Genomic DNA, 20,049 nt, shown 5'->3' with positions numbered 1-20,049 from the left:
CTAAGCTCAAAAATGCGTTTCCCTAGGAGAATTTATAAGCGAGAAAAATTCTCGCCTTGTGTCTGCGTTTTTGATAAAGCAACCTCTAAGTGCTGAGGTTGTAGTGGTTGAGTTTATCTTTTGCACACCCCTCATCTCAACGCACATATGTCTAGCCTCAACGACGACACCAACGCCTTTTGGAGCGATCACATCCTCAAGTGCTTTTGCGATCTGCTCAGTCATCTGCTCTTGAATTTGCAAGCGTCTTGCGTAGATATTTACCATGCGTGGAATTTTACTAAGGCCAACGACCTTGCCATTTGGGATGTACGCCACATGCACTCGGCCGATAATGGGCAACAAATGGTGCTCGCAAAGACTGTAAAATTCGATGTTTCGCATCAAAACCATCTCATTATTTGAGCTAGTAAAAAGTGCGTCACCAAGAACCTCTTTTGGATCTTCATCATATCCGCTAGTTAGAAATTTAAATGCTTTAAAGACACGCTCAGGCGTCTTTATAAGGCCTTCTCTATTTGGATCTTCGCCTATTATCGTTAGCATGTTTTTAACCGAATTTTCAAAACTCTCTTGCATAAATTTTCTCCATAATTTTATTGCTAGATTCTACGTTAAAACGCCTTTTATATCTATAAAAATTTACAAATTTACAATGAAATAAGGAAAAATCTGCTATATTTTGGGCTAAAAATTTGTATTCATAAAGGAATTAGATGGAAATCAAAACAAAAGCTCTAGATAGCGTAAATACTCTAGCAAGCACGACTATAAGTGCAGATGCTATAAAGTCTAGCGTAGAAAAGCTAGCAAAAAAAGCAGCAAAAACTATGAAAGTAGATGGCTTTAGGCAAGGTCACGTTCCAGTTGCTGTTGTATTAAAACGCTACGAGAAAGAGCTAACAAACGACGCTGAACAAGATGTCTTAAGAGATGTAGTAGAAGAGGCTATAAAGCAAGCAGGCAAGAAAAACGATGATCTTATCGGCGAGCCTATCGTTTCAAAATTTGATAGAAAAGATGGTAAGATCGATGTTGAGCTAACAGTTTCATTTAAACCAAGCGTCGATGTGAGCGGCTATGAGAGTTTGATACCTGAGTTTTCAAACCCACGTGTTTTGAAAAAAGATATCGATGAGAAAAAAACTGAACTTCTAAAAATGATAGCTCCACTTGAAAAAATTGATGGCAAAAGAGGTCTAAAAGTTGGCGATTTTGCTAAATTTGACTTTGAAGGCTTTGTTGACGGCGTAGCATTTGATGGTGGCAAGGCTGAAAACTATGTGCTTGAGATCGGCTCAAATCAATTTATCCCAGGCTTTGAAGATGGTATGGTAGGCATAAAAGCTGGTGGCGAAAAAGATATCGAGGTTAAATTCCCAGAAAACTACGGCGCTGCACATTTAGCTGGCAAAGACGCTGTTTTTAAAGTCAAACTTCATGAAATTCAAGAGAGAAAAATTCCTGAAAAACTAGATGAAGAGATGCTTAAAACTCTACTTCCAAATGAAGAAAAACCAACTGAAGAGTTACTTGATGAGCGTATAAAAGAGCAAATCCGCCAAGAGAAAATTTATAAACTTATAAATGATGAGCTTAAGCCAAAATTTGCTGAAGCTGCGGTTGAGAAATTTAAATTTGACGTGCCAAAAAATATTGTCGAGCAAGAGATTGATATGCAGTTTAGAAACGCATGGAGCTCATTTACTCCAGATGATATGAAAAAATTTAGAGAGGACAAAGATGCTCTTTCTAAAAAACGTGACGAGTTTAGAAAAGACGCTGAAAATAGCGTTCGTTTAACTTTCATTATCGATGAGCTAGCTCGCGTAAGAGGCGTAAAAGTAAGCGATCAAGAGGTCGTTCAAGCGATCTATTTTGAGGCGTATAGAAGCGGACAAGATCCAAAAGCACACCTTGATATGTACCGCAATCAAGGCATGCTTCCAGCTATAAAGATGTCAATGATCGAAGAGAAGCTATTTAGCGAGCTTTTCAACAAAGAAAAAGACGAAAAAAAAGCAAGTAAAAAAGAGAAGGCTGAGTAATGAGCTATTACGTTCCTGTCGTAGTTGAAAGAACTAGTAGAGGTGAGCGAAGCTATGATATATATTCCCGTCTTTTAAAAGACAGGATCGTTATGCTAAGTGGTGAGATAGAAGACGGCATGGCCGCTTCTATCGTTGCTCAGCTGCTATTTTTAGAGGCTGAGGATCCAGATAAAGATATCTATCTATATATAAACTCACCAGGTGGCGTGATAACAAGTGGCTTTAGTATCTATGACACGATGAACTACATAAAGCCAGACGTTTGCACGATATGCATCGGTCAAGCGGCTAGCATGGGTGCATTTTTGCTAAGCTGTGGCGCACCAGGTAAAAGATATGCATTGCCAAATTCTCGCATCATGATACACCAACCCCTTGGCGGCGCTAGAGGACAAGCGACTGATATCGAGATACAAGCTCGTGAAATTTTGCGTATGAAAGAGATTTTGAATGGAATTTTGGCCAAAAATACAGGTCAAAAGCTAAGTAAGATCGTAAAAGATACTGAGCGTGACTTCTTTATGAGCTCAGCTGAAGCCAAAGAGTACGGACTTGTTGATAAAATTTTGGAGAAAAGTTTTAAATAAGGCCCAAAGTGATAAAGATAGATAATGCACCAGACCCTAAGAAAAAAGCGGTTGAGTTAAAACATATTCTAGAAAAAGAAAAGGTAGATATATACAAATTTTCAGAAAATGTTTTGCATGAATTAAGTGACGATAATGTTCCATCTACGCCAAACAATTACTCTATTTATTTTGAGAAAATGCTTGATGGACAGCCTGATGAATTTAGAAAAGAGATCGGTGATATGATAGTTATAAATTCCGAGATCTCAGTACCATCAGGCAGTAATATCTCTATTGAAAAAGAGATAAAGCAAGGATTTATCCAGATAAAAAGTATGCTTCAAGCCGTGGTGCTAATCTATAAAAATTTAGGCATCATGAGAGGCCTAGTGCAAAAGCGTATGGATGCACTCAAAAACAATACAAATATCCTAGCTCTTCAAAATGTTTTAAGCGCATTTAATCATGACCTAATAAAATTAAACAGCCTTATGGATAAACATCTTGATGTCATTAAAGTAAGCTATGACGAAGTAGCCAAGATGCTTAAATCTATTGAAGAGCAGTCGATTTATGATACGACATATGACGTTTATAATAAAAAATTTCTAGTAGCCACAGTGCAAAGTGAAGTAGAAGCCGTTAAAAGATATGGCTATAACGCATCGTTTTTACTAGTAAGAGCAAAAGATAGATTTACAAATCGTGTTAAAAATTTAAAAGAGCGAAACAATATGTATAAAGCTATATCACAGCTTCTTTTAAGAACTTCTAGAAGAAGTGATATAGTAGCTCATTACGGTGATGGCTGTTTTGCTATGGTTATGAAATATACTGATGAAAATGGCACAAAACAAGCCGGTAGCAGAATTTTAAATATGCTTTCATCTATACCTTGGAAGATAGATGGTGAAGAGTGCAAGCTTGATATCCAAGTGGTTTCAAGCATGATAACAAAAACAAGAAGTGCTGAAGAATTAATCTCTTACTCGTTAGATCAACTAATACTAACACAAGATGATGAGCAGCCTATATTTTTGGGTGAATAAGTAGGAGTTTGGGCTTGATCTTAGAGGTTTTATCTTATCCAAATAAAAAACTTTATGAAGTCTCAAAAGAGGTTAAAATTTTTGATGAGGAACTTCACAAACTACTTGATGATATGTATGATACGATGATTGCAAAAGAGGGCATTGGCCTTGCAGCTATTCAGATAGGTGTTGCAAAAAGAATTTTTATTATAAATCTAGCCAATGATGAGGGCGTACAAGATAAAGAAAATTTAATCGAGATCATAAATCCAAAGTTTGAACTACGTGAAGGAGAATGCGTATATCAAGAGGGTTGCCTTAGTGTGCCCGGATATTATGAAGATGTAAAAAGAAATGAGATTGTGGCTATCAAATATCAAGACCGCTTTGGCAAAGAGCAAAGCTTAAAGGCTGATGGGCTTTTAGCTATCGCTATCCAGCATGAAAATGATCATTTAGATGGACATCTTTTTATAGAAAAGATCGGCTTTAATAAACGCAAAAAATTTGATAAGGAATACAAAAAGCAAAAAAAAGAAAAAGCTTCATGAAGTCTTTAAGATGTGCTACTTACGGCGATGGGCTAAAGATAATTGACGTTGAGTCTATCTTCTCTCGCGGGCTTCCTGGTTTTAGCATCGTTGGGCTTGCAAGCACAAGTATCAAAGAGAGTACAGAGCGCGTAAAAGCAGCACTTCTAGCACTTGATTTTTCTTTTCCAGCACAAAAGATTACCATAAATTTATCCCCTTCAGATTTGCCAAAGAGCGGCTCACATTTTGACTTAGCTATCGCTCTTCTTATAGCTCTTCAAAAGGCAAAAAGTTTAGAGAAAATTTTTGTCTTTGGCGAGCTTGGACTTGATGGAAGCGTAAAAAGCACAGCAAATTTATTTTCTATCTTACTTTTTTTAAGCACACAGGTCAAAAATACAAAAATTCTAGTACCAAAAGAGATAGCTCAAAAAGCCTCCATGATCCCAAATTTAGAGATTTATGCTGTTAGTACTTTGGAAGAGGCGATCAGATTTTTTAGCGATGAAGAATTTGCAAAAAGCATACGTTTTAACGCTACGCATGAGCTATTTTCAAACGTGATAGAAATTTCTGGCAAAAGATATGTTCCAAATTTAAGCTTCGAGCTTGATTTTAAGGACGTTTTGGGCCAAGAAAGAGCCAAAAGAGCCTGTGTCATCGCAGCCGTTGGCATGCACAATATCTTATTTGAAGGTAGCCCAGGCAGTGGCAAGAGCATGTGCGCAAAACGCCTAGTTTATATCATGGCACCACAAAGCCTAGAAGAGGTGCTAAAGTCCGCCGCCTACCGCTCGCTAAACCTGCAAGATAGTGAATTTACAAGCACTAGAGCCTTTCGCTCACCACACCACACTTCAACAAAAAGCTCGATCTTTGGCGGAGGTTGTGAAATTCAATAAAAGTTGCGAATAGTTCAATAAAAGTTGCGAACATATGTTGTTTTTTATAATTTATAAAAATACTTTATTTTAAAAGGATTATTTAATGATCTTTTATATATAAATTTTTAAGCTTAGAATAGAACAAAATAGATTCTAAGGAGTGCTCAGAGGGCTTTGGGTAATGAATGAAAGTGTGATTTTACAAGATTTGATATTGACAAAATTACCAAAAAATAAAAAGTTGATTGTCTTTTCATATGGAGATATTTATCAAAACGAAACGAATTTTAGTATCCCAATCATTTTAAAAGAGATATTCAAAGAAAAACCCGAATATTTTCTATCTTTTTTCAATTTAAAAGAAATTTGTGCTTTTCCGCTTGGTACCGTTGTTGAAAACCAGCAAAAAATTGGAACTAGCGCAGGAGATATTCGCAATTTTCAAATAAGTGTCGGCGATGGATTGCTGGTGACCAAAAATCTTAAGAACATACCTATTTTAGATGAGTTTATGAGTGAGCTGCCTGAAAAAATAGGTAAATATAATGTTGGCTGGCATAAAAATCAGCAAAAATATTCAACCTTTAAAGATAATTTATCTGGAAGAATGGTTATTTTTCCACATTATGAAATCGCAAGATATTTTTACTTTACATCAGCATCGATGACTAGACAAATTATGTCGGAGACTCAGGGGCAAAATAGTTCATTGGATGGTCTTTATAAAAGAGCAACATTAGATAATGGGATTGGTGAGATATACTTAAAATTCAATGCGAATAATATTGATGCAGAAAATATATATAGATTTGTTATAGACAAAAGAGCTAATAATATGTGGCTGCAAATAAGAAGAGATATGGTTGCTAGCAAAATATTATCTGAGCATAGGAAACAAAGTGCTAACTTTGTAGGCTCGCCAAATACGATGACTATTCAAGCAAATTTTCCAGTACCTGGAAAAATAAATTTTAAGGCAAGAGCTAAGGTATTAAGTGATGGATCATTGCTTGTTTTAAAAATCTTGCAAGAAAATTCGTTTTATCCATTTGAACAGCTTAAAGTTATTAGAGAGCTTCCTGGAGGAAAAAAAGATATAATAGGTGTGATAAAAAGCACAAAGCTGTCCAAGAAAGATTTAACGAATCAACTCAATGAAAAAACCCCCAATATTTTACATAGTTCAGTAAGTATAGTAGATAAAGATGAGGATGCTAATTTAGAGGCAAAGTTAGATCTGCTCAATAAAACTATTGAATTTGAAACGATTACAGAAGAAGACCAAAGTAGAGAAATAGTGCGAGGAAGTGATAAATTGCAGGAGGACAAATTAGATCTAAGCTCAAACGACGCGGAAGTGCAGGGCGATCTAAATACTACAGAGGGGCACTTGAAAAAAGAAGACGAGGATAGTGAGCAAGAAACCGGAAGTTATATAACTATTGAAGACATAAAAGCCATGTTGATGTATTGCTCTGATATTTATTGCGATTTTTCATACAAAATTTTACAATGCGAGGACTTGCCTCAAAAACCAAAAAATTATCGAGGAAGGCATGCGTGGAAGAGGGCTACAATGTTGGATGGAGTGACTCCTAGAAAGTATATAGTGGTTGAGATATGCTACAAAAATTGTAGGTACATTATTCTTGAGATACAAAAAGACAAATTGTTAGAAACGCTTAGTACGCTTTTAATTAGGGATTATTATAATAGTATAGATGAGGCTATCGTGCAAGAAATAGTCACAAACATTGCAAAAACGAGTAATAGTTGGTTGCAGGATTTAAAATTTAAAATGACCAAATATTATTTATACCATCCATATGATGCACACGAGAAAAAGATACAAGATTGGGGCAAGAGGTTAAAATGCGTACTGGAGAGATATCAAGAAAAATGACTCATTATAATATAATCTATAAATACGAATAAAAATTAATAGATAGAGGTTGCATGCCCGTAAACGACAAAAATAAAAAAGCTTTTAGTTATAGTTGCGTGGATAGGAGTGGTAGGAAATTTATATATAAAAATTTTAATAAATCATGCAGCTATAAAACCAATTTTTCCGGCACTATATTTGACGGAACCTCTTTTGTTGGAACAAAATTTAAATTTTGCAGTTTTTATGAAGCCCAAATAAGATCTTGTTTATTAAATGGAGCGCTTTTTAGAAAATGTAATTTAACGGATGCACTTTTTGAAGATTCAATTATTTCATCTTCGGTTTTCAAGGAGTGTAAAATTAAAAATTGCAAATTTTATAATTGTAAAATAGTATGCACAAGCGGCTTATCAAAAATTATTAGTAAAAGAAATTTAAAAAATACCGAAATATTAACAGCTTTTCCTAGTAGCAATAATTATAGCAAAGAGCTATTAAAGGCTTTTGATAAACTTCGCAATAACCGCTTTATAAAAAATTCTAGCGTATTATTTCAAAAAAGAGATGCAATAAATACACTATCGGTCGATATATTGGTATCAGAATTTGGCGAAAATTTTCTAGTAAATAATTTATCAAGCCTTAATCATATATCTTGTGATTTTCATACATTGAGCTATATTAAAAAAATATTGTATAAAAAACAAAAAAATGATACAATAAATGAACTCGGTTCTATTGCCACACAGGGCTCTATAAGCTAATCAAACACTCGTCTACGGACTGATGCGAGTTAAAGGTGTTTGTAATACAAAAATTAGCGGAGGTGCTACCTATGGTATCAGATGTTTTGACGGTTGCTTCTTTTTTTATATTAATGTGCTATAAAACCTTGCATTACATTGGCTCTGTGTTTAGCAATAGGATGTATTTTTTAATAATGCGTAAAAATCTAGCATTAATATATCAGGCATCTTAAAGAATTGCCATCGTATCCCGTATGCTCAAATATCACTAACTATAAATATATGATATTTTTAAGACCAATCCAAATTTATTGACCATAACAGTTAATTATAAAATTATCATTTATCTACTCTTATGAAAGCCCAGTTCATATGTTCTTGTTTTCGCTCAAAGCGGTTGCTGTTAAAGTACTTATTGAGATTATAAACTTCCGGCTCCGTAAGCTCTCTCGAAAGTCCCCATTGTATTTTTTTAACAAGATCGTCGATAGTTTCAGGTATTCCATCACCGCATGAAGTTTGTATATACTCTAGCTTTGGAAGATATCCCATTTGGAATAAAATATTTATTAAATATATAAAGTCTGGTCTTTTTTCAATATTGCTTCCAAGAGCATTTAAAACGTCTTCGTTAATGAAACTACCGACTTTAAAAGTAATATAAAGGGCTTTTTTCGTCTTTGAAAGTAATTTCTCTAGGGCTTGTTTTAAGTCATCTACGTCAAGGCAACGAGATGCAAACGTAATATCGCACTCAGGTACGTCGCTAAAGTCGTCTTCGAATGCTTTTTGCGCGAATTCAATATTTTTACAATTAAAATCCCGAGAGTTTTGTTCTGCGAATTCTAGCATTTTCGACGAAAAATCATAACCGTAAATTTTATCTACCTTATTTGTTGCAGCTATGCTTAATGCTCCGGCACCGCATGCGAAATCAAGAAGCGTTCTTGCGCCATCAAAATCGACTCTTGAGATAAAGTCTTTAACATAGTCGCTCTTAAGTACGCTCTCACTAAAGCTTGCTGCCTTAACATCCCATTTGGCTACTGATTTCCTAATAAAAGAACTATTTGTTCTTTGCTCCTTATAAAGCTTATTAAAATCCAGCCTATCGTAATTAGAAGGTAATATCATAATTTGTCCTCATATTTTTGATAATCTATTCCGTAAATCTTATCTATATTTGATGGATTTATCAATTCATCGCACTTTCCAAAATCTAGTATCTTGCCGTCCTTTAAAAACAATACTAGATTTGAAACAAATTTAGCGTGACGAGGGTAATGAGTGGTTTGTACGAAAGTATACCCCTCGTCTTTTAGCGTCTTTATCATTTCAAGTAGTTTGATTTGATTGCCGAAGTCAAGCCCGGTCGTAGGTTCGTCCATAAAAATAACTTTGGCGCCTTGTACTAAGGTTCTAGCGATATATGCCAGCTGCCTTTGTCCGCCGCTTATTCTAGTATAAAGTTCATCTTTTAGCTCTAAAATACCCATTCTTTCCAATGCATACTCGGCAAGTTTTTTATCGGCAAGGCTAAAGTTAGAAAATAAAGACGTTCTGCACAATGCGCCCATTAGTACTATATCAAATACGCTATATTCATATGACGGGGCATGCGTTTGAGGAACGTAGGCTATAAGCCTTGCAAGTTCTTTTTTTTCGTAATTCCTTACGCTTTTACCGCATATATTTACCGTACCCTCGAATTTTAAAAATCCAAGCATAATACGCAGGAGGGTGCTTTTACCGCTACCGTTTGCGCCCAGAATACTAAGCGTATCGCCTTTTTTGATACTAAAACTTATACCGTTTAGTATATTCTTATCTTTGTATCCGAATTTTAGATTTCTGATTTCTATCATTAAAAACTCTTTTTAGCTCTACGAAGTACTAGAATAAATATAGGTATTCCAAACAGTGAAGTTACTATACCTATCGGGACTTCAAAAGTAAACATAAGTCTCGAAAAGTTATCGCAAAAAAGTAAAAATATAGCACCTATCATAGCTGAACTAGACAATACGGCGCGATTATCCGCTCCAAATATAAAACGTGCCATATGTGGAACTATAAGACCTATCCAACCGATAATACCGGCTATCGTTACGCTTAAGGCGCTAATAAAAGTAGCAACCAAAATAACGAAATTTTTAACCCTAGCAACATTTATACCCAGACTTTTAGCCTCTTCTTCTCCCAAACTCAGCGCATTTAAATATTTGCCGCTAAAGGCTAACAATAGTATTCCTACAAACATCGGTAGAATCGAAATTTGAATAAAATTCTTCGAAGCAAACCCTAGGCTACCCATTAAAAAATAAGTAATAGCCGGCAATGAGTCATTTGGATCGGCTGCGTATTTTAATGCTGATAGCAAAGATGTAAAAAGAGAGCCGCTAATAACGCCACCAAGAACCAATACTATAATACTGCCAGAGCGTGAATAAAAGGCCGATATACTTAAGGCCGTTAGTACCGCTATAAAACCAAACGCAAAGGTACTAAGCTGAATGAGATATTCGTTTAATCCGAAAAACATTCCTATGGCGGCGCCGAATCCGGCACCGCTTAAAACCCCAAGTATTGATGGACTTACTAGAGGATTTACAAACATGGCTTGGTATGCTGAGCCAGAAATAGCCAAACTAGCGCCTATTATAATGCAGGCCATTATTCTAGGAAGGCGAATTTCCGTTATCAAAGTATGCATAACTTGATAATTTTTTAAGTCTTCGCCTTTTATAACGGCTTTAAAATATGTTAGATAATCTTCCGCATTAAAGCCGTATTTTCCTATTAGTACCGAAAGTAACATAAACCCTAGCAATAAGATACTTAAAAACGTAAAGGCTTTTTTACTCACCTATAAGCTCTTTTACTTGGTTATCGCTTATGTCAACCTCTAGGAATAATTTATAAAAGTCCTTAACTTCCTTATTCATATTGAATTTAAATACATCAGGGTGAGTTAAATTTATAAGCCATTTAAGCCCTATGAATCTCATAAATGAAGGCGGACGATCAAACCAAGAAAATGGTTCGCGAGGTAAGTAATAAGCTCTTTTATTTTTTACGGCTTTTAGTATTTGCCATTTAGGATCGTCATAGATTTTATCATAAAAGCTCTTCTCGAAAATTAATATAATATCAGGATCGTATTCGGCTATTTGTTCAAAGCTAATTTTGATGTGCCCATAAGCCGTAGCATCCGGGTTTCCGCTGCATTTATGCACATTTTCGGCACCGCTTAGCTCTATAAGCCTAGTGTGCCATGAGCCCTCGCATTCGGTAGCTAGTCCGTCGGGATCTTCGGCATAGTATATTTTAGGCTTAACAACCGAGTTTTTTACTATATATTCATTAAGCTCTTTTGAAATATCCATGGTTTTTTTAGAATACTCTATTAGCTTTTTTACTCTATCTTGCTTATCTAAAATTTTGCCCAAAACCTCAAGAGAGTCAATGTAATCTTCTAGTTCATAGCCTTTTAAGTACAGCATAGGTTTATTTATGCCACCCAGGGTTTCTTTGAATTTCTTTTGAGTATTTTTAGAGTCAGAATTTACTAATATCAAATCAGGATCTAGCTTTAAAAGCATTTCCATATTTGGAATTTTGCCTTGCCCGAAAAATCCTCCTACTACCGGCTGGTTAATCATGCTCTCTTTTAGATACGGCTTTTCTCTTTTACCGAAACTAGAATTTATACCGCTGACTTTCTCGGGAGCAACGGCATATAGCAAAAATAGTAACGGCGGATTACTGGCGTAAACTTTATTTGGAACTCCATTTAAAGTCTGAATATCTACGCTATTTTTTGATATAAATTCATCAATCTGTTCGTTTGTCATAGCAAACGAAATATTTAGAGAAATAAATAATAAACACAAAATATGTTTTAACATAACATTATCCTTTTTTATAAATTTATCTTTAATTATAGAAACAAACTCTTGTCGGGCATCTTACCGCCCAAAAGCTTTGGATTAAACTCAAAAATAGTTTCAAAAAATGACATTATCTCATCTTGCATATCGCGAGCTTTTGTTACCGTCAAATTTGCCCTATCAAATGCATTAACCAGTGCCGGCTCTGGAACCGGTAGATATTCGGCTCCTATTTTGGCAGCACTTTGCTTATTATCTTTGATCCAAGATAGAGCGTTAGTTAAGTCGCTATGAAGTGTATCAAATAGAGGCAAATTTGCTTTATAAAAATCTACATCGACTATAATGCCCGCCATCGGAATGTACGGCTTGGTATTAAAGCTTTCTCCCCAGACCTTAGGAATATCTACTCCGTAATGTACCGCTATCCCCATTTTCTTCCCGCGCAGTATGGTTGCTGCCGGAAGAGGTTGAGGGGCGATTAAAATATCATAATCTTTTTGTAAAAATAATCCTGCAGCTTCCGGCGGCGTCTGCGTATACGTAATGTCTATTTTGGAAATATCTATTCCTCGTTTTTTACAAAGCGCTCGCAGAACCAAATCAGGCATATCACCCTTAAAAGGAATTATTAATTTTTTGCCGATAAAATCTTCAAAAGTTTTTATATTCTCATCTTTTACCATGGCTTGTATCGTACCAAGGCTAAGCAAATTTAGCATAGCTAAATTTAAGCCGTGATTTCGCATGTTTGCTCCCACGTTTGATGGCGCCATAGTGATTTTTATTTCCCCATTAGCTACGCCTGCTCGGAGTTGATCCGTACTATTCCAAATGCGTAACCTCACGTCATGAGTCTTTGCTAGCTCGCCTTGTAGGCTTGCTACGGCCATTATAACGCTAGGGATTGCCGGCGCGCCCCACATCGTGAAATTTTCCTTCGCAAAAAGGCTCGGCGCAAGAGCTGTAGCACCAATCGCCGCACCAAATCCTAAAAAACCTCGTCTATTCATATTGTATCTCCTTGCTATACAGATAGTTGTCTTTAAAAGCTAGAGTGGAAGCTGACAAACACCGCCCTCCCCGGCGCGCGCACCACAGGATCAGGATCTAGCGCTCCTACGTGCTCGCCGCTGATAAACTCGGCGTAATCTTTATCAAAGATATTCGTCACGCCAAGCCTCACGCCCCAGCTGTTTTTAAACTCAAATCCGCCGTAAACGTCCATCGTCGTAAAGCTCTTAGCCGCTTCACGCTTGTCGATGCCAAAGCCGGTGGCTTTATCGAAATCTCCTCTATTTTGCTTTGCTACGTAGCGCACCGCCGTGCCGATATTGTAGCTGCCAAAGCTCGCGTAGTCCTTGTAATCAAAGGCCAAATTTGCCTCAAACGGGCGGATCTGATAGAGCGGTCTGCCGTCGGTTTTGTTTTGTCCGTAGTTGTAAAATAACGAAGTTTTTAGCCCGAAATTTCGCGCGAAATTATACTCCCCGCGCAAATTTACGCTGTAAATCCTAGCATCAACGTTGCGCGTGATGACGGCGTTTTTATTCATCGGCGCGGCAGCGGCCGAGTGGCGACGATCGTAGATAACTAGATCCTGCGCGTCGTCTGCGATAAAGTACCCGCCCAGACTAAAGCTATCCTCGCCCTGACGCGAGCTCATGTATTCTTTATAAAATTCGCTCTTATAGGTAAAGCCCAAATTTACGCGGTTGTGGCGCTCGGGCTTAATAAACGGATTGCTGATCCAGCCTCTAGTAGTCGGCCCATAGAGACTGCTAAAGCGTTCCATATTGCTCGGCATACGATAAAGACTTTCTATAGCCACATAGTAATTATCTTGCTTATTGGGCGTGAAGTCGTATTTTAGGCTAGCGCTTAAGCCATTCTGTTTTATGTTGCCGTCAAAGTCTTTGCCGTAAATTTGTTTAATAAGCTTAGCGACGGTATTTATCGCGCTTGCTCCGTTATAAACCGTATTTAAATCATTTAAATTCGACTTCATCCAGTCGTAGTTTAGAGCTAGGCTGAGCTTGTGCGCGTCAGTAAATTTATAGCTTAGCGTATCAAAAACTCTCGTTTTTTTATTCGTTACGTCTGCAAACCTAAAGCCGTTTAAAACCCAATCATTGCCTATTTTACGATATCTTTTGCCCTCATGATTATCGTGCTGATATCCTGTACCGACCACATTGTGCCAGTTTGAAAAATCAACATCGTATTTTAGCTCCGTATCTATAATCTTTCTATCTACTTCTACCTTTACCATATTAGAAGGGTCTGCGCGGCGCAAATGATAATTGTCGTTTCTTCTGCTCACGTCGCGTAATGCTATTTCAAAATTTAACGTATTAGATAAATCCTCTTTACCTAGCCTGGCGTTAAACTTACCGATATATCGTTGCGTCTTTATCGAGTCGGCAGTATGGTGAGGCTGCTTGTCGTCGTCAATATTATCGTGTACTAGCGTAAATCTAAACTCACTTAGCTCACTAGGCACGAAACCCACGACCGCGCTTTGCCCCTGCCTGGCATAGCCGTAGTTCCATTCCCTGCCGCCACCGTCTTTGTAGCGATTGGCTTTAGAAAAGTTCGCGTTTAAAATCGTATAGAAATTTGCACCGCGGTATTTAAAAAGTCCCGAACTATAAAACGTCCTGCCGTAAAATCCGCCCGCGACGTGAAATTTGTCCATCGAATTATCGAGCAAATCCGTCACAAAAAAATAATCATCCCTTGGCACGCGGTTGAATTGATTTTCGGGGAACGCGCTTTGAGCGATGTTTGGCGTATAAGGCGGCGGAGGCGTAAAATCCTTTATCGGCTTTATAACGTCGGGATTTGCACCGTTTGCAAATAGTACCATCGTAGCCGCAGCCAGACTGATAGCTAATCTCATTAGAAATCCTTTTAGATATAATTATGATTTTTTATATCAAAATATCAAAAAGAATTGTAGTACAATAATTTTTAAATAAACTTGATGTGGAATAATAATTAAATATCTATGTAAAGAAGTTAATATTAAGCAGGGGGCGGATTACTGTGGCCTTTTAAATAGGTTTAATGGTAATTATATCTTTATATTCAAATACCTATTTTTATCTAAAATCTTTATATATATGGCACTGCAATATGTGATTATTTTGAATAAAATCTTTAAAATTTGAATCTGATTGAATCAAAAAACAAGAGCCGGAATACAGTAGATACTGTTCTTCTATGGTTATAAAGTCCTCATAGCATTTATTTTTAGTTGTAGTATTAAATTTTATGACATCTCCTAATATTTCGTGCTCAAATACGCCATCTGTTTTTCTCCATAAATAAATCATTTTATTAATCTGTTTTAAAAAATGAAAAAAATCGATTGACGCTACTTTTTTTCCGAATTTTATACCGTAGCCCTCACTTAGTATTTGTAGCAAACATTCTACTGCTTTAAGCCCGTAAGAAAGTTTATTTATAGTATGAGCAGGTGCCGTTTTAAGATCGGTACCACATTTATAACAAAAAGTAAAGTCTCTTTCGTTGTAATGCTTATAAATTACTAGTGGAGAGCCACATGTAGGACATCTGCTGTGCAGAAAACAGTCGTGCTTGATGCATGCTGTATAAAAAGAAAGTCTCCATGTCTTTCTAAAGTAGGGTACTATATCCTCCTTTAGGCATTTGGGACAAAATCTTAATCCGCCATTTCTTTTTATATGGCAATAGTTCCCAAGGGGCTGTACAAAGCGAGTTCTGGTTCTACCATTAATATGTTCTTGTAGTTTTCCTTCATAGCTTTTTAATGTCATATCTAGAATTTGCTCCTTTGATAAATGACTTTTTCCCGAGAGTCGCTTCATAAGATCTTGAGGACACCATATATCCAAATCTCTTTGCCAGATAATATTTCTTGCATATTCTCTAAAATGCATGTTAGTAAAAGATGTAGCTGCTGCATCGTTTGCTAGAGCTACTCTTACTAGCCATGACGATAGTAATTCGTCGTCTTGAGGCTTTGGATGAATCACAAAGTCCCTATCGTTTAAATTTATAAATCTAGTAACATGGCTTATCATATTTCTATAAAATCAGTAATATTTTTTCTCATAGAAGGGCGCACAAAATTAGATTTTTTAAGTGTTTCCATGGTAATGCTTTCAATTTTTTGTTCTATGGCATATTGAGCAGCTAAGTTTATTAAATCTATAATTTCTCCTATATACCCTTCAGAGTAGTCTAAAATATAATTTGATATCTCTTTTGAGGTGGCCATATTTGATTGTTTTCTTAGAGGGAGAGTTTTTTCTATGCTTGCCAGTAAGGATAAAAAAGATCTATCGTATTTCCATTTTGGTACAACCAGTGGCGGAAATCGATTACTTATTTGCGAATCTGTATTTATAGCATGTAGTGCATCGGCAGTGCCTACCAATATGATGGGTATCATTAACTCGTTGCTAAGATTTTTTAATGCCACCATAAAGGCTTTTTGTTTTTGTACGGGTGCCACTATAATATTGTGTATTTCATCGATTATAAGCATATTAGTGCGACATAGTAAAAATATTCCCTCAACCTTTTCTTTCTTTTTTGTAGCTCTGTCTGTGTTTTTATATGGGACCCCTAGCTTGTGTAAAATACTTCCATATAGGTCTGATGGATTGGAGCTTTCGGGCGCACTCACCGCTACTACTGGCGTTATTTTGACATTTTCATCATCATATGGCATATGGCTTCTAATAAATTTATTTACGATAGACGTTTTTCCGTTGTTGGTTCCGCCAACAATAAGCCTGCCTTTCATTCTATTTTTTTTGGGATGCTTAAGATGAAATTCTAATTCTTTTAGAATTTCTTTGGCAATTGGGTATAAAAACCACTTCTCGTTTAACATAAAAGCAATTCTTTCTTCATCTGTAAGCAATAATGCATCTTGTGCTTGTTGAATTAAATGTTGGTTTTCCATAGGTTGTTGCCTTTATAAAATCTCTATATCATCGAAAGGCTCAACATCTTTATATAAATCAGATAAAGATATGTCATTTTCAGCATCAGATGAGGCATTTGACTTAGATTTGGTCTTTGGTATATTATCAAATTTCCTTTTCGTATCTCTATGTTTTTGTGCGGAGTGCTTCCTTCTTATACTTTTTACTTTTTGCGCAGAATCTTTTTCGATTTGTTTCATTTTTTCATATGCCGAAAAGATAGTCACTTCATCGTATCCAGTTACATTGTTGTCGTCAAGATATTTTTTGATAGCCCTTAAATCCCAGACTGATATTGGAGGATAGGATATATTCCTAAAAGGAATTGGATAATACTCCTTTATTTCAGGATCATAAAACCAAATTGTACTTATATCTCTTAGGTCTCTTTTGAAAATAAATTTTCTAGCTTTCTTGTCTTTATCTTTGGCTCTAATCCATCTTCTTAAAGCATCTGCATAGTATTGAATGCTATCTATTTTAATTCCAGATTGCTGGATTGTGCGTTCAATAGTAGGTAGTAGCGAAATTTTAAATTTATCTTCATCAGCAATTCTTTCAGGCAGGCCTCTACCCAAGGATGTTTTGCCATCGCCGAATATTCCTATCTCGTATTTATGCTCTGGAGTACAATTTATGCCGCTATGTATCTGTTTGTGGTAAACATTTATGATGTATTCGGTAAGCCATTTTTCAAGAGACTTGAGCGTCATAGTGGCATATTTTTCGGATTTATATTCTCCTCTTTGCTGAATATTTGAAAAAGTGGTGCCAGGCAGAGTGTGTACTTCTCTCATAGCGGTACCTATAATCCTTTCTATGTGACCACCAAACTGCGGTCTTGCAACAGGTCTCCAATTTAACTCTATGCCGTAGTGCTCACAAACCCTTTGCAAATCCTTTCCTCTAAATTCTGCCGCATTATCGAGTCCTATTGTTTTAGGAATCCCCCAAATATTCCATTCGCCATCGACTTCTAGGCTTCTTAAATATTTCTCTTTTGATAGCATTGCTTGTGTAAGGCATTGTGAGACTGAAAAATAACTAGGTTCATCTAGGCTTATAAAAAACCCCATGACCATTCTACTATAAATATCCATCGCTATGGTCAAATATGGTCTTCCTATAGGCTGTCCGTACACTTCATCTACAACAATAATATCCATTGGGGTATGGTCGATTTGTATAAAATCAAGCGGATATTTTCCTGCTGGAAACATACCATCTGTATTTCTATATTTTCTGTCGGCCATTCTAGCGCTTTCTCTTCGTTTAAGAACTTCCTTGTCCGACAGCGACTGGATTCTGGAGCGTACCGTGTTTTCGCTAGGCGGCTTAATTTTTGCATTTTTACATCTTTGGACTATCGCCATATATGTCTTTTTTGATGAATATTTCTGTTTCGAGAGATATAGCTCCTCAATTGTTTTTTTAATTATCAATTCCACCTCTTCAACTGTTCTAAGACGTCCTCTGCCTCCCTTGGCTTGATTTTTTGGGGCTATAGAAGCTAGAAGATTGCCTGAGTTTTTGTATGCTTCAAGCCACCTATAAATTGTACTTGGGTGCAAGTTATATTCAGCAGCCCTTTGCTTGATGGCCCTAATTCTATTGGTGACTACACCCAAGATAGGCTTTATAATTTCTAGTCTTTTGTTGGCTTCGTCCCAGTCATTTGAACTTAGTTCTAAGGGGTTGATGTCTTGTTGATTATCTTCTTGATTGGAAATTTGAGACTCTTTTGTCATTTCTTGAATAGGGAGAATAGCTTTTTCTCCAGTTGAAATATTCTGTGCCATGATTTCTTGAAAGTTAATTTGTCTAACAACTATATATTCTACATTGTTATAAAAAATATGCATGCCTATAGCATATTGCACCTTATTCATCGCAGATCCTTATTGGAGTATTAAAATTTATAGGCTTATACATATCTATTTTGAGCTTTGAAGAAAAAACTAAATACCAAATATAGGGAATGAATTCTGCTTGTCTTAGTCTATTGTCGCTAATTTGGTTTAAAATATATGCAAGTGTTTTTCCTGAATATTTTTTACACAAGTTAAATGTGTCTTTGACCGCATTGGTGCTCTGAAGATTAGCATATGTGTAGATTAGTTTTGCATTCTCAAGATATATTGGATCTATATCGAGTTCTGTAAATATTTTAAAATTCATATCATTTTCATACAGATATTGTTCAATTTGAAAGAATTTTGCATCTAGAAAAACTTTCTTTTCTTTAAGTTCTTCGCTAAATTTGATTTCAAATACGCATGGAAGCTTATTAAAATTTGGATAGTATTGTACTAGACAATCAGGGGTATATCTGTAAATTGAATTTCTATAGGCATATTGTGTTGTAAGCGGTTGTTCTTCATAGGATTGAACTTCATGATTAAATTCTAAAAGTAAGTAAAAGTCTCTTTCGAGCAAAGATTCATAGGAGATAGGCGACTTGTTTTTCAAACTCTGAAATATTCCGGTGGATGAGCGATAGTTTTTTGGAATTTTTCGTACTGACATAGCTACCTTTTTATTAATTTACTTTGGATCTAGTGAAATTAATTGTTTTCTATATCTCAATTATATTTTTTAAAATACTATACATGTATTATACCGCCTTTAAAACTTTTTAGCAACTTTTATTGAATTTTTATAATATTTTAGCAACTTTTATTGAACTATTCGCAACTTTTATTGAATTTCTAGTAGCTTGTTTTTAATTTTAAAAAATAGTAAAATAGTATTAATTTAACTGAAAATAGGGCAATGATTTTACATAATGCATTTCTCAATCGCTTTTATTCATTCGCAACTTTTATTGAATCTTACAGAGGTTCAAACGTCGCAAAGATTGGTGAGATCGCACTTGCAAATGGTGGAGTGCTATTTTTTGATGAGTTCCCTCACTTTTCAAAGCAAGTCATCGAAAGCCTTAGAGAGCCGCTTGAAGACAATCAAATCCATATCGCAAGGGTAAATTCAAAAGTGACTTATGAGACTAAATTTATCTTCGTAGCCGCGCAAAATCCATGCCCTTGTGGAAATTTATTCTCCCGCAATCTAAACTGTAAATGCAGCGAAAACGAGATAAAAAATTACAAAGCCAAAATTTCAGCCCCAGTGCTTGACCGCATCGATCTAAAGGTCGCCATGGACGAGAGCTCGCCAGATGATAAGGCGAGTTTAAGCTCGCATCAGATGAGCGAGATGGTTTTAAAAGCCTTTATCTTTCAAAAAAAGCGTGCTCAAGATGAGCTAAATGGTAAGCTTAGTGACGCACAGGTAGCTAAATTTTGCACTCTAAATGCCGAGGCAAGTGAAATTTTACAAAAGGCCGCCACGAAATACAACCTCTCTCAAAGAGGCATAAAAAGGACGCTTAGAGTGGCTAGAAGTATCGCCGATCTTGATGAGAGCGAGCAAATTTTAAAGCCTCATATCCTAGAGGCGCTTAGTTTTAGGGCATAAA

At 36.1% G+C, this 20,049-nt stretch carries 17 protein-coding genes and 2 pseudogenes; 8 read left to right on the top strand and 11 right to left on the bottom strand.

Features of this window, described 5'->3' with window-relative positions:
- Positions 1-6 precede the first annotated feature (6 nt).
- Entirely contained in the window at positions 7-579 is a 573-nt protein-coding gene (gene folE, locus CVS84_RS07715; protein WP_021090409.1) for a GTP cyclohydrolase I FolE, read from the bottom strand.
- Positions 580-716: 137 nt separating this feature from the next.
- Between folE and tig the strand changes: the two genes are divergently transcribed.
- The 7 genes and pseudogenes from tig (at position 717) to CVS84_RS07680 (ending at position 7,720) form a co-directional block, all read left to right on the top strand.
- A complete protein-coding gene (tig, locus tag CVS84_RS07710; protein WP_107691792.1) occupies positions 717-2,048 on the top strand; it encodes a trigger factor in 1,332 nt (443 codons plus the stop codon).
- Positions 2,048-2,638: an ATP-dependent Clp endopeptidase proteolytic subunit ClpP gene (gene clpP, locus CVS84_RS07705; protein WP_054196008.1), complete on the top strand. Its 591-nt coding sequence runs from the start codon at positions 2,048-2,050 to the stop codon at positions 2,636-2,638. The genes tig and clpP overlap by 1 nt, the downstream gene beginning before the upstream one ends.
- 8 nt (positions 2,639-2,646) lie before the next feature.
- The gene (locus CVS84_RS07700; protein WP_107691791.1) at positions 2,647-3,669 is read left to right on the top strand and encodes a GGDEF domain-containing protein; all 1,023 of its coding nucleotides are present in this window, start codon (positions 2,647-2,649) and stop codon (positions 3,667-3,669) included.
- A 14-nt stretch (positions 3,670-3,683) separates the two neighbouring features.
- Complete coding sequence (gene def, locus CVS84_RS07695) at positions 3,684-4,202, top strand: peptide deformylase (RefSeq protein WP_107691790.1); 519 nt, start codon at positions 3,684-3,686, stop codon at positions 4,200-4,202.
- Positions 4,199-5,071 (top strand): annotated as a pseudogene (locus CVS84_RS07690) (magnesium chelatase domain-containing protein); the annotation flags it as partial. The gene def and the pseudogene CVS84_RS07690, both read left to right, overlap by 4 nt.
- Positions 5,072-5,249: 178 nt before the next feature.
- Entirely contained in the window at positions 5,250-6,971 is a 1,722-nt protein-coding gene (locus CVS84_RS07685) for a hypothetical protein (protein WP_107691789.1), read from the top strand.
- Positions 6,972-7,024: 53 nt separating this feature from the next.
- Positions 7,025-7,720, top strand: a complete 696-nt coding sequence (locus tag CVS84_RS07680) for a pentapeptide repeat-containing protein (RefSeq protein ID WP_107691788.1) — start codon at positions 7,025-7,027, stop codon at positions 7,718-7,720.
- A 321-nt stretch (positions 7,721-8,041) separates the two neighbouring features.
- Here CVS84_RS07680 and CVS84_RS07675 read toward each other — a convergent pair whose 3' ends face one another.
- The 10 genes from CVS84_RS07675 to CVS84_RS07630 form a co-directional block, all read right to left on the bottom strand.
- Complete coding sequence (locus tag CVS84_RS07675; protein ID WP_107691787.1) at positions 8,042-8,836, bottom strand: class I SAM-dependent methyltransferase; 795 nt, start codon at positions 8,834-8,836, stop codon at positions 8,042-8,044.
- Entirely contained in the window at positions 8,833-9,567 is a 735-nt protein-coding gene (locus CVS84_RS07670; protein ID WP_103593415.1) for an ABC transporter ATP-binding protein, read from the bottom strand. The genes CVS84_RS07675 and CVS84_RS07670 overlap by 4 nt, the downstream gene beginning before the upstream one ends.
- Complete coding sequence (locus CVS84_RS07665) at positions 9,567-10,568, bottom strand: FecCD family ABC transporter permease (RefSeq protein ID WP_107691786.1); 1,002 nt, start codon at positions 10,566-10,568, stop codon at positions 9,567-9,569. The genes CVS84_RS07670 and CVS84_RS07665 overlap by 1 nt, the downstream gene beginning before the upstream one ends.
- Positions 10,561-11,610 carry an ABC transporter substrate-binding protein gene (locus CVS84_RS07660; protein WP_107691785.1) on the bottom strand — a complete coding sequence of 350 codons (1,050 nt, stop codon included), beginning with the start codon at positions 11,608-11,610 and terminating at the stop codon, positions 10,561-10,563. The genes CVS84_RS07665 and CVS84_RS07660 overlap by 8 nt, the downstream gene beginning before the upstream one ends.
- A 32-nt stretch (positions 11,611-11,642) precedes the next feature.
- Positions 11,643-12,605: an ABC transporter substrate-binding protein gene (locus tag CVS84_RS07655; RefSeq protein ID WP_103559946.1), complete on the bottom strand. Its 963-nt coding sequence runs from the start codon at positions 12,603-12,605 to the stop codon at positions 11,643-11,645.
- Positions 12,606-12,637: 32 nt separating this feature from the next.
- The gene (locus CVS84_RS07650; RefSeq protein WP_107691784.1) at positions 12,638-14,494 is read right to left on the bottom strand and encodes a TonB-dependent receptor domain-containing protein; all 1,857 of its coding nucleotides are present in this window, start codon (positions 14,492-14,494) and stop codon (positions 12,638-12,640) included.
- 202 nt (positions 14,495-14,696) lie between these two features.
- A complete protein-coding gene (locus tag CVS84_RS07645) occupies positions 14,697-15,614 on the bottom strand; it encodes a TniQ family protein (protein ID WP_159070075.1) in 918 nt (305 codons plus the stop codon).
- Positions 15,615-15,658: 44 nt separating this feature from the next.
- Positions 15,659-16,552, bottom strand: coding sequence for a TniB family NTP-binding protein (locus tag CVS84_RS07640; RefSeq protein ID WP_103559943.1), 894 nt, complete (start codon positions 16,550-16,552; stop codon positions 15,659-15,661).
- A gap of 12 nt (positions 16,553-16,564) precedes the next feature.
- A complete protein-coding gene (locus tag CVS84_RS07635) occupies positions 16,565-18,463 on the bottom strand; it encodes a Mu transposase C-terminal domain-containing protein (protein WP_107691782.1) in 1,899 nt (632 codons plus the stop codon).
- Positions 18,456-19,100: a TnsA endonuclease N-terminal domain-containing protein gene (locus tag CVS84_RS07630; protein WP_107691781.1), complete on the bottom strand. Its 645-nt coding sequence runs from the start codon at positions 19,098-19,100 to the stop codon at positions 18,456-18,458. The genes CVS84_RS07635 and CVS84_RS07630 overlap by 8 nt, the downstream gene beginning before the upstream one ends.
- Positions 19,101-19,412: 312 nt before the next feature.
- Between CVS84_RS07630 and CVS84_RS07625 the strand changes: the two are divergent.
- Positions 19,413-20,048, top strand: a pseudogene (locus CVS84_RS07625) (ATP-binding protein); the annotation flags it as partial.
- Between the last annotated feature and the right edge of the window lies 1 nt (position 20,049).

This window comes from Campylobacter concisus (assembly GCF_003048575.1).
GTDB classification, from domain to species: Bacteria; Campylobacterota; Campylobacteria; order Campylobacterales; family Campylobacteraceae; genus Campylobacter_A; species Campylobacter_A concisus_U.
This window is presented reverse-complemented; position numbering and strand designations above follow the sequence as displayed.

Coding starts and splice junctions, on each gene's coding strand:
- tig (WP_107691792.1), top strand. CDS start 717: ATGGAAATCAAAACAAAAGCTCTAGATAGCGTAAATACTCTAGCAAGC.
- clpP (WP_054196008.1), top strand. CDS start 2,048: ATGAGCTATTACGTTCCTGTCGTAGTTGAAAGAACTAGTAGAGGTGAG.
- CVS84_RS07630 (WP_107691781.1), bottom strand. CDS start 19,100: ATGTCAGTACGAAAAATTCCAAAAAACTATCGCTCATCCACCGGAATA.
- CVS84_RS07640 (WP_103559943.1), bottom strand. CDS start 16,552: ATGGAAAACCAACATTTAATTCAACAAGCACAAGATGCATTATTGCTT.
- CVS84_RS07670 (WP_103593415.1), bottom strand. CDS start 9,567: ATGATAGAAATCAGAAATCTAAAATTCGGATACAAAGATAAGAATATA.
- CVS84_RS07680 (WP_107691788.1), top strand. CDS start 7,025: ATGCCCGTAAACGACAAAAATAAAAAAGCTTTTAGTTATAGTTGCGTG.
- CVS84_RS07650 (WP_107691784.1), bottom strand. CDS start 14,494: ATGAGATTAGCTATCAGTCTGGCTGCGGCTACGATGGTACTATTTGCA.
- CVS84_RS07675 (WP_107691787.1), bottom strand. CDS start 8,836: ATGATATTACCTTCTAATTACGATAGGCTGGATTTTAATAAGCTTTAT.
- CVS84_RS07685 (WP_107691789.1), top strand. CDS start 5,250: ATGAATGAAAGTGTGATTTTACAAGATTTGATATTGACAAAATTACCA.
- CVS84_RS07635 (WP_107691782.1), bottom strand. CDS start 18,463: ATGAATAAGGTGCAATATGCTATAGGCATGCATATTTTTTATAACAAT.
- CVS84_RS07660 (WP_107691785.1), bottom strand. CDS start 11,610: ATGTTAAAACATATTTTGTGTTTATTATTTATTTCTCTAAATATTTCG.
- CVS84_RS07655 (WP_103559946.1), bottom strand. CDS start 12,605: ATGAATAGACGAGGTTTTTTAGGATTTGGTGCGGCGATTGGTGCTACA.
- folE (WP_021090409.1), bottom strand. CDS start 579: ATGCAAGAGAGTTTTGAAAATTCGGTTAAAAACATGCTAACGATAATA.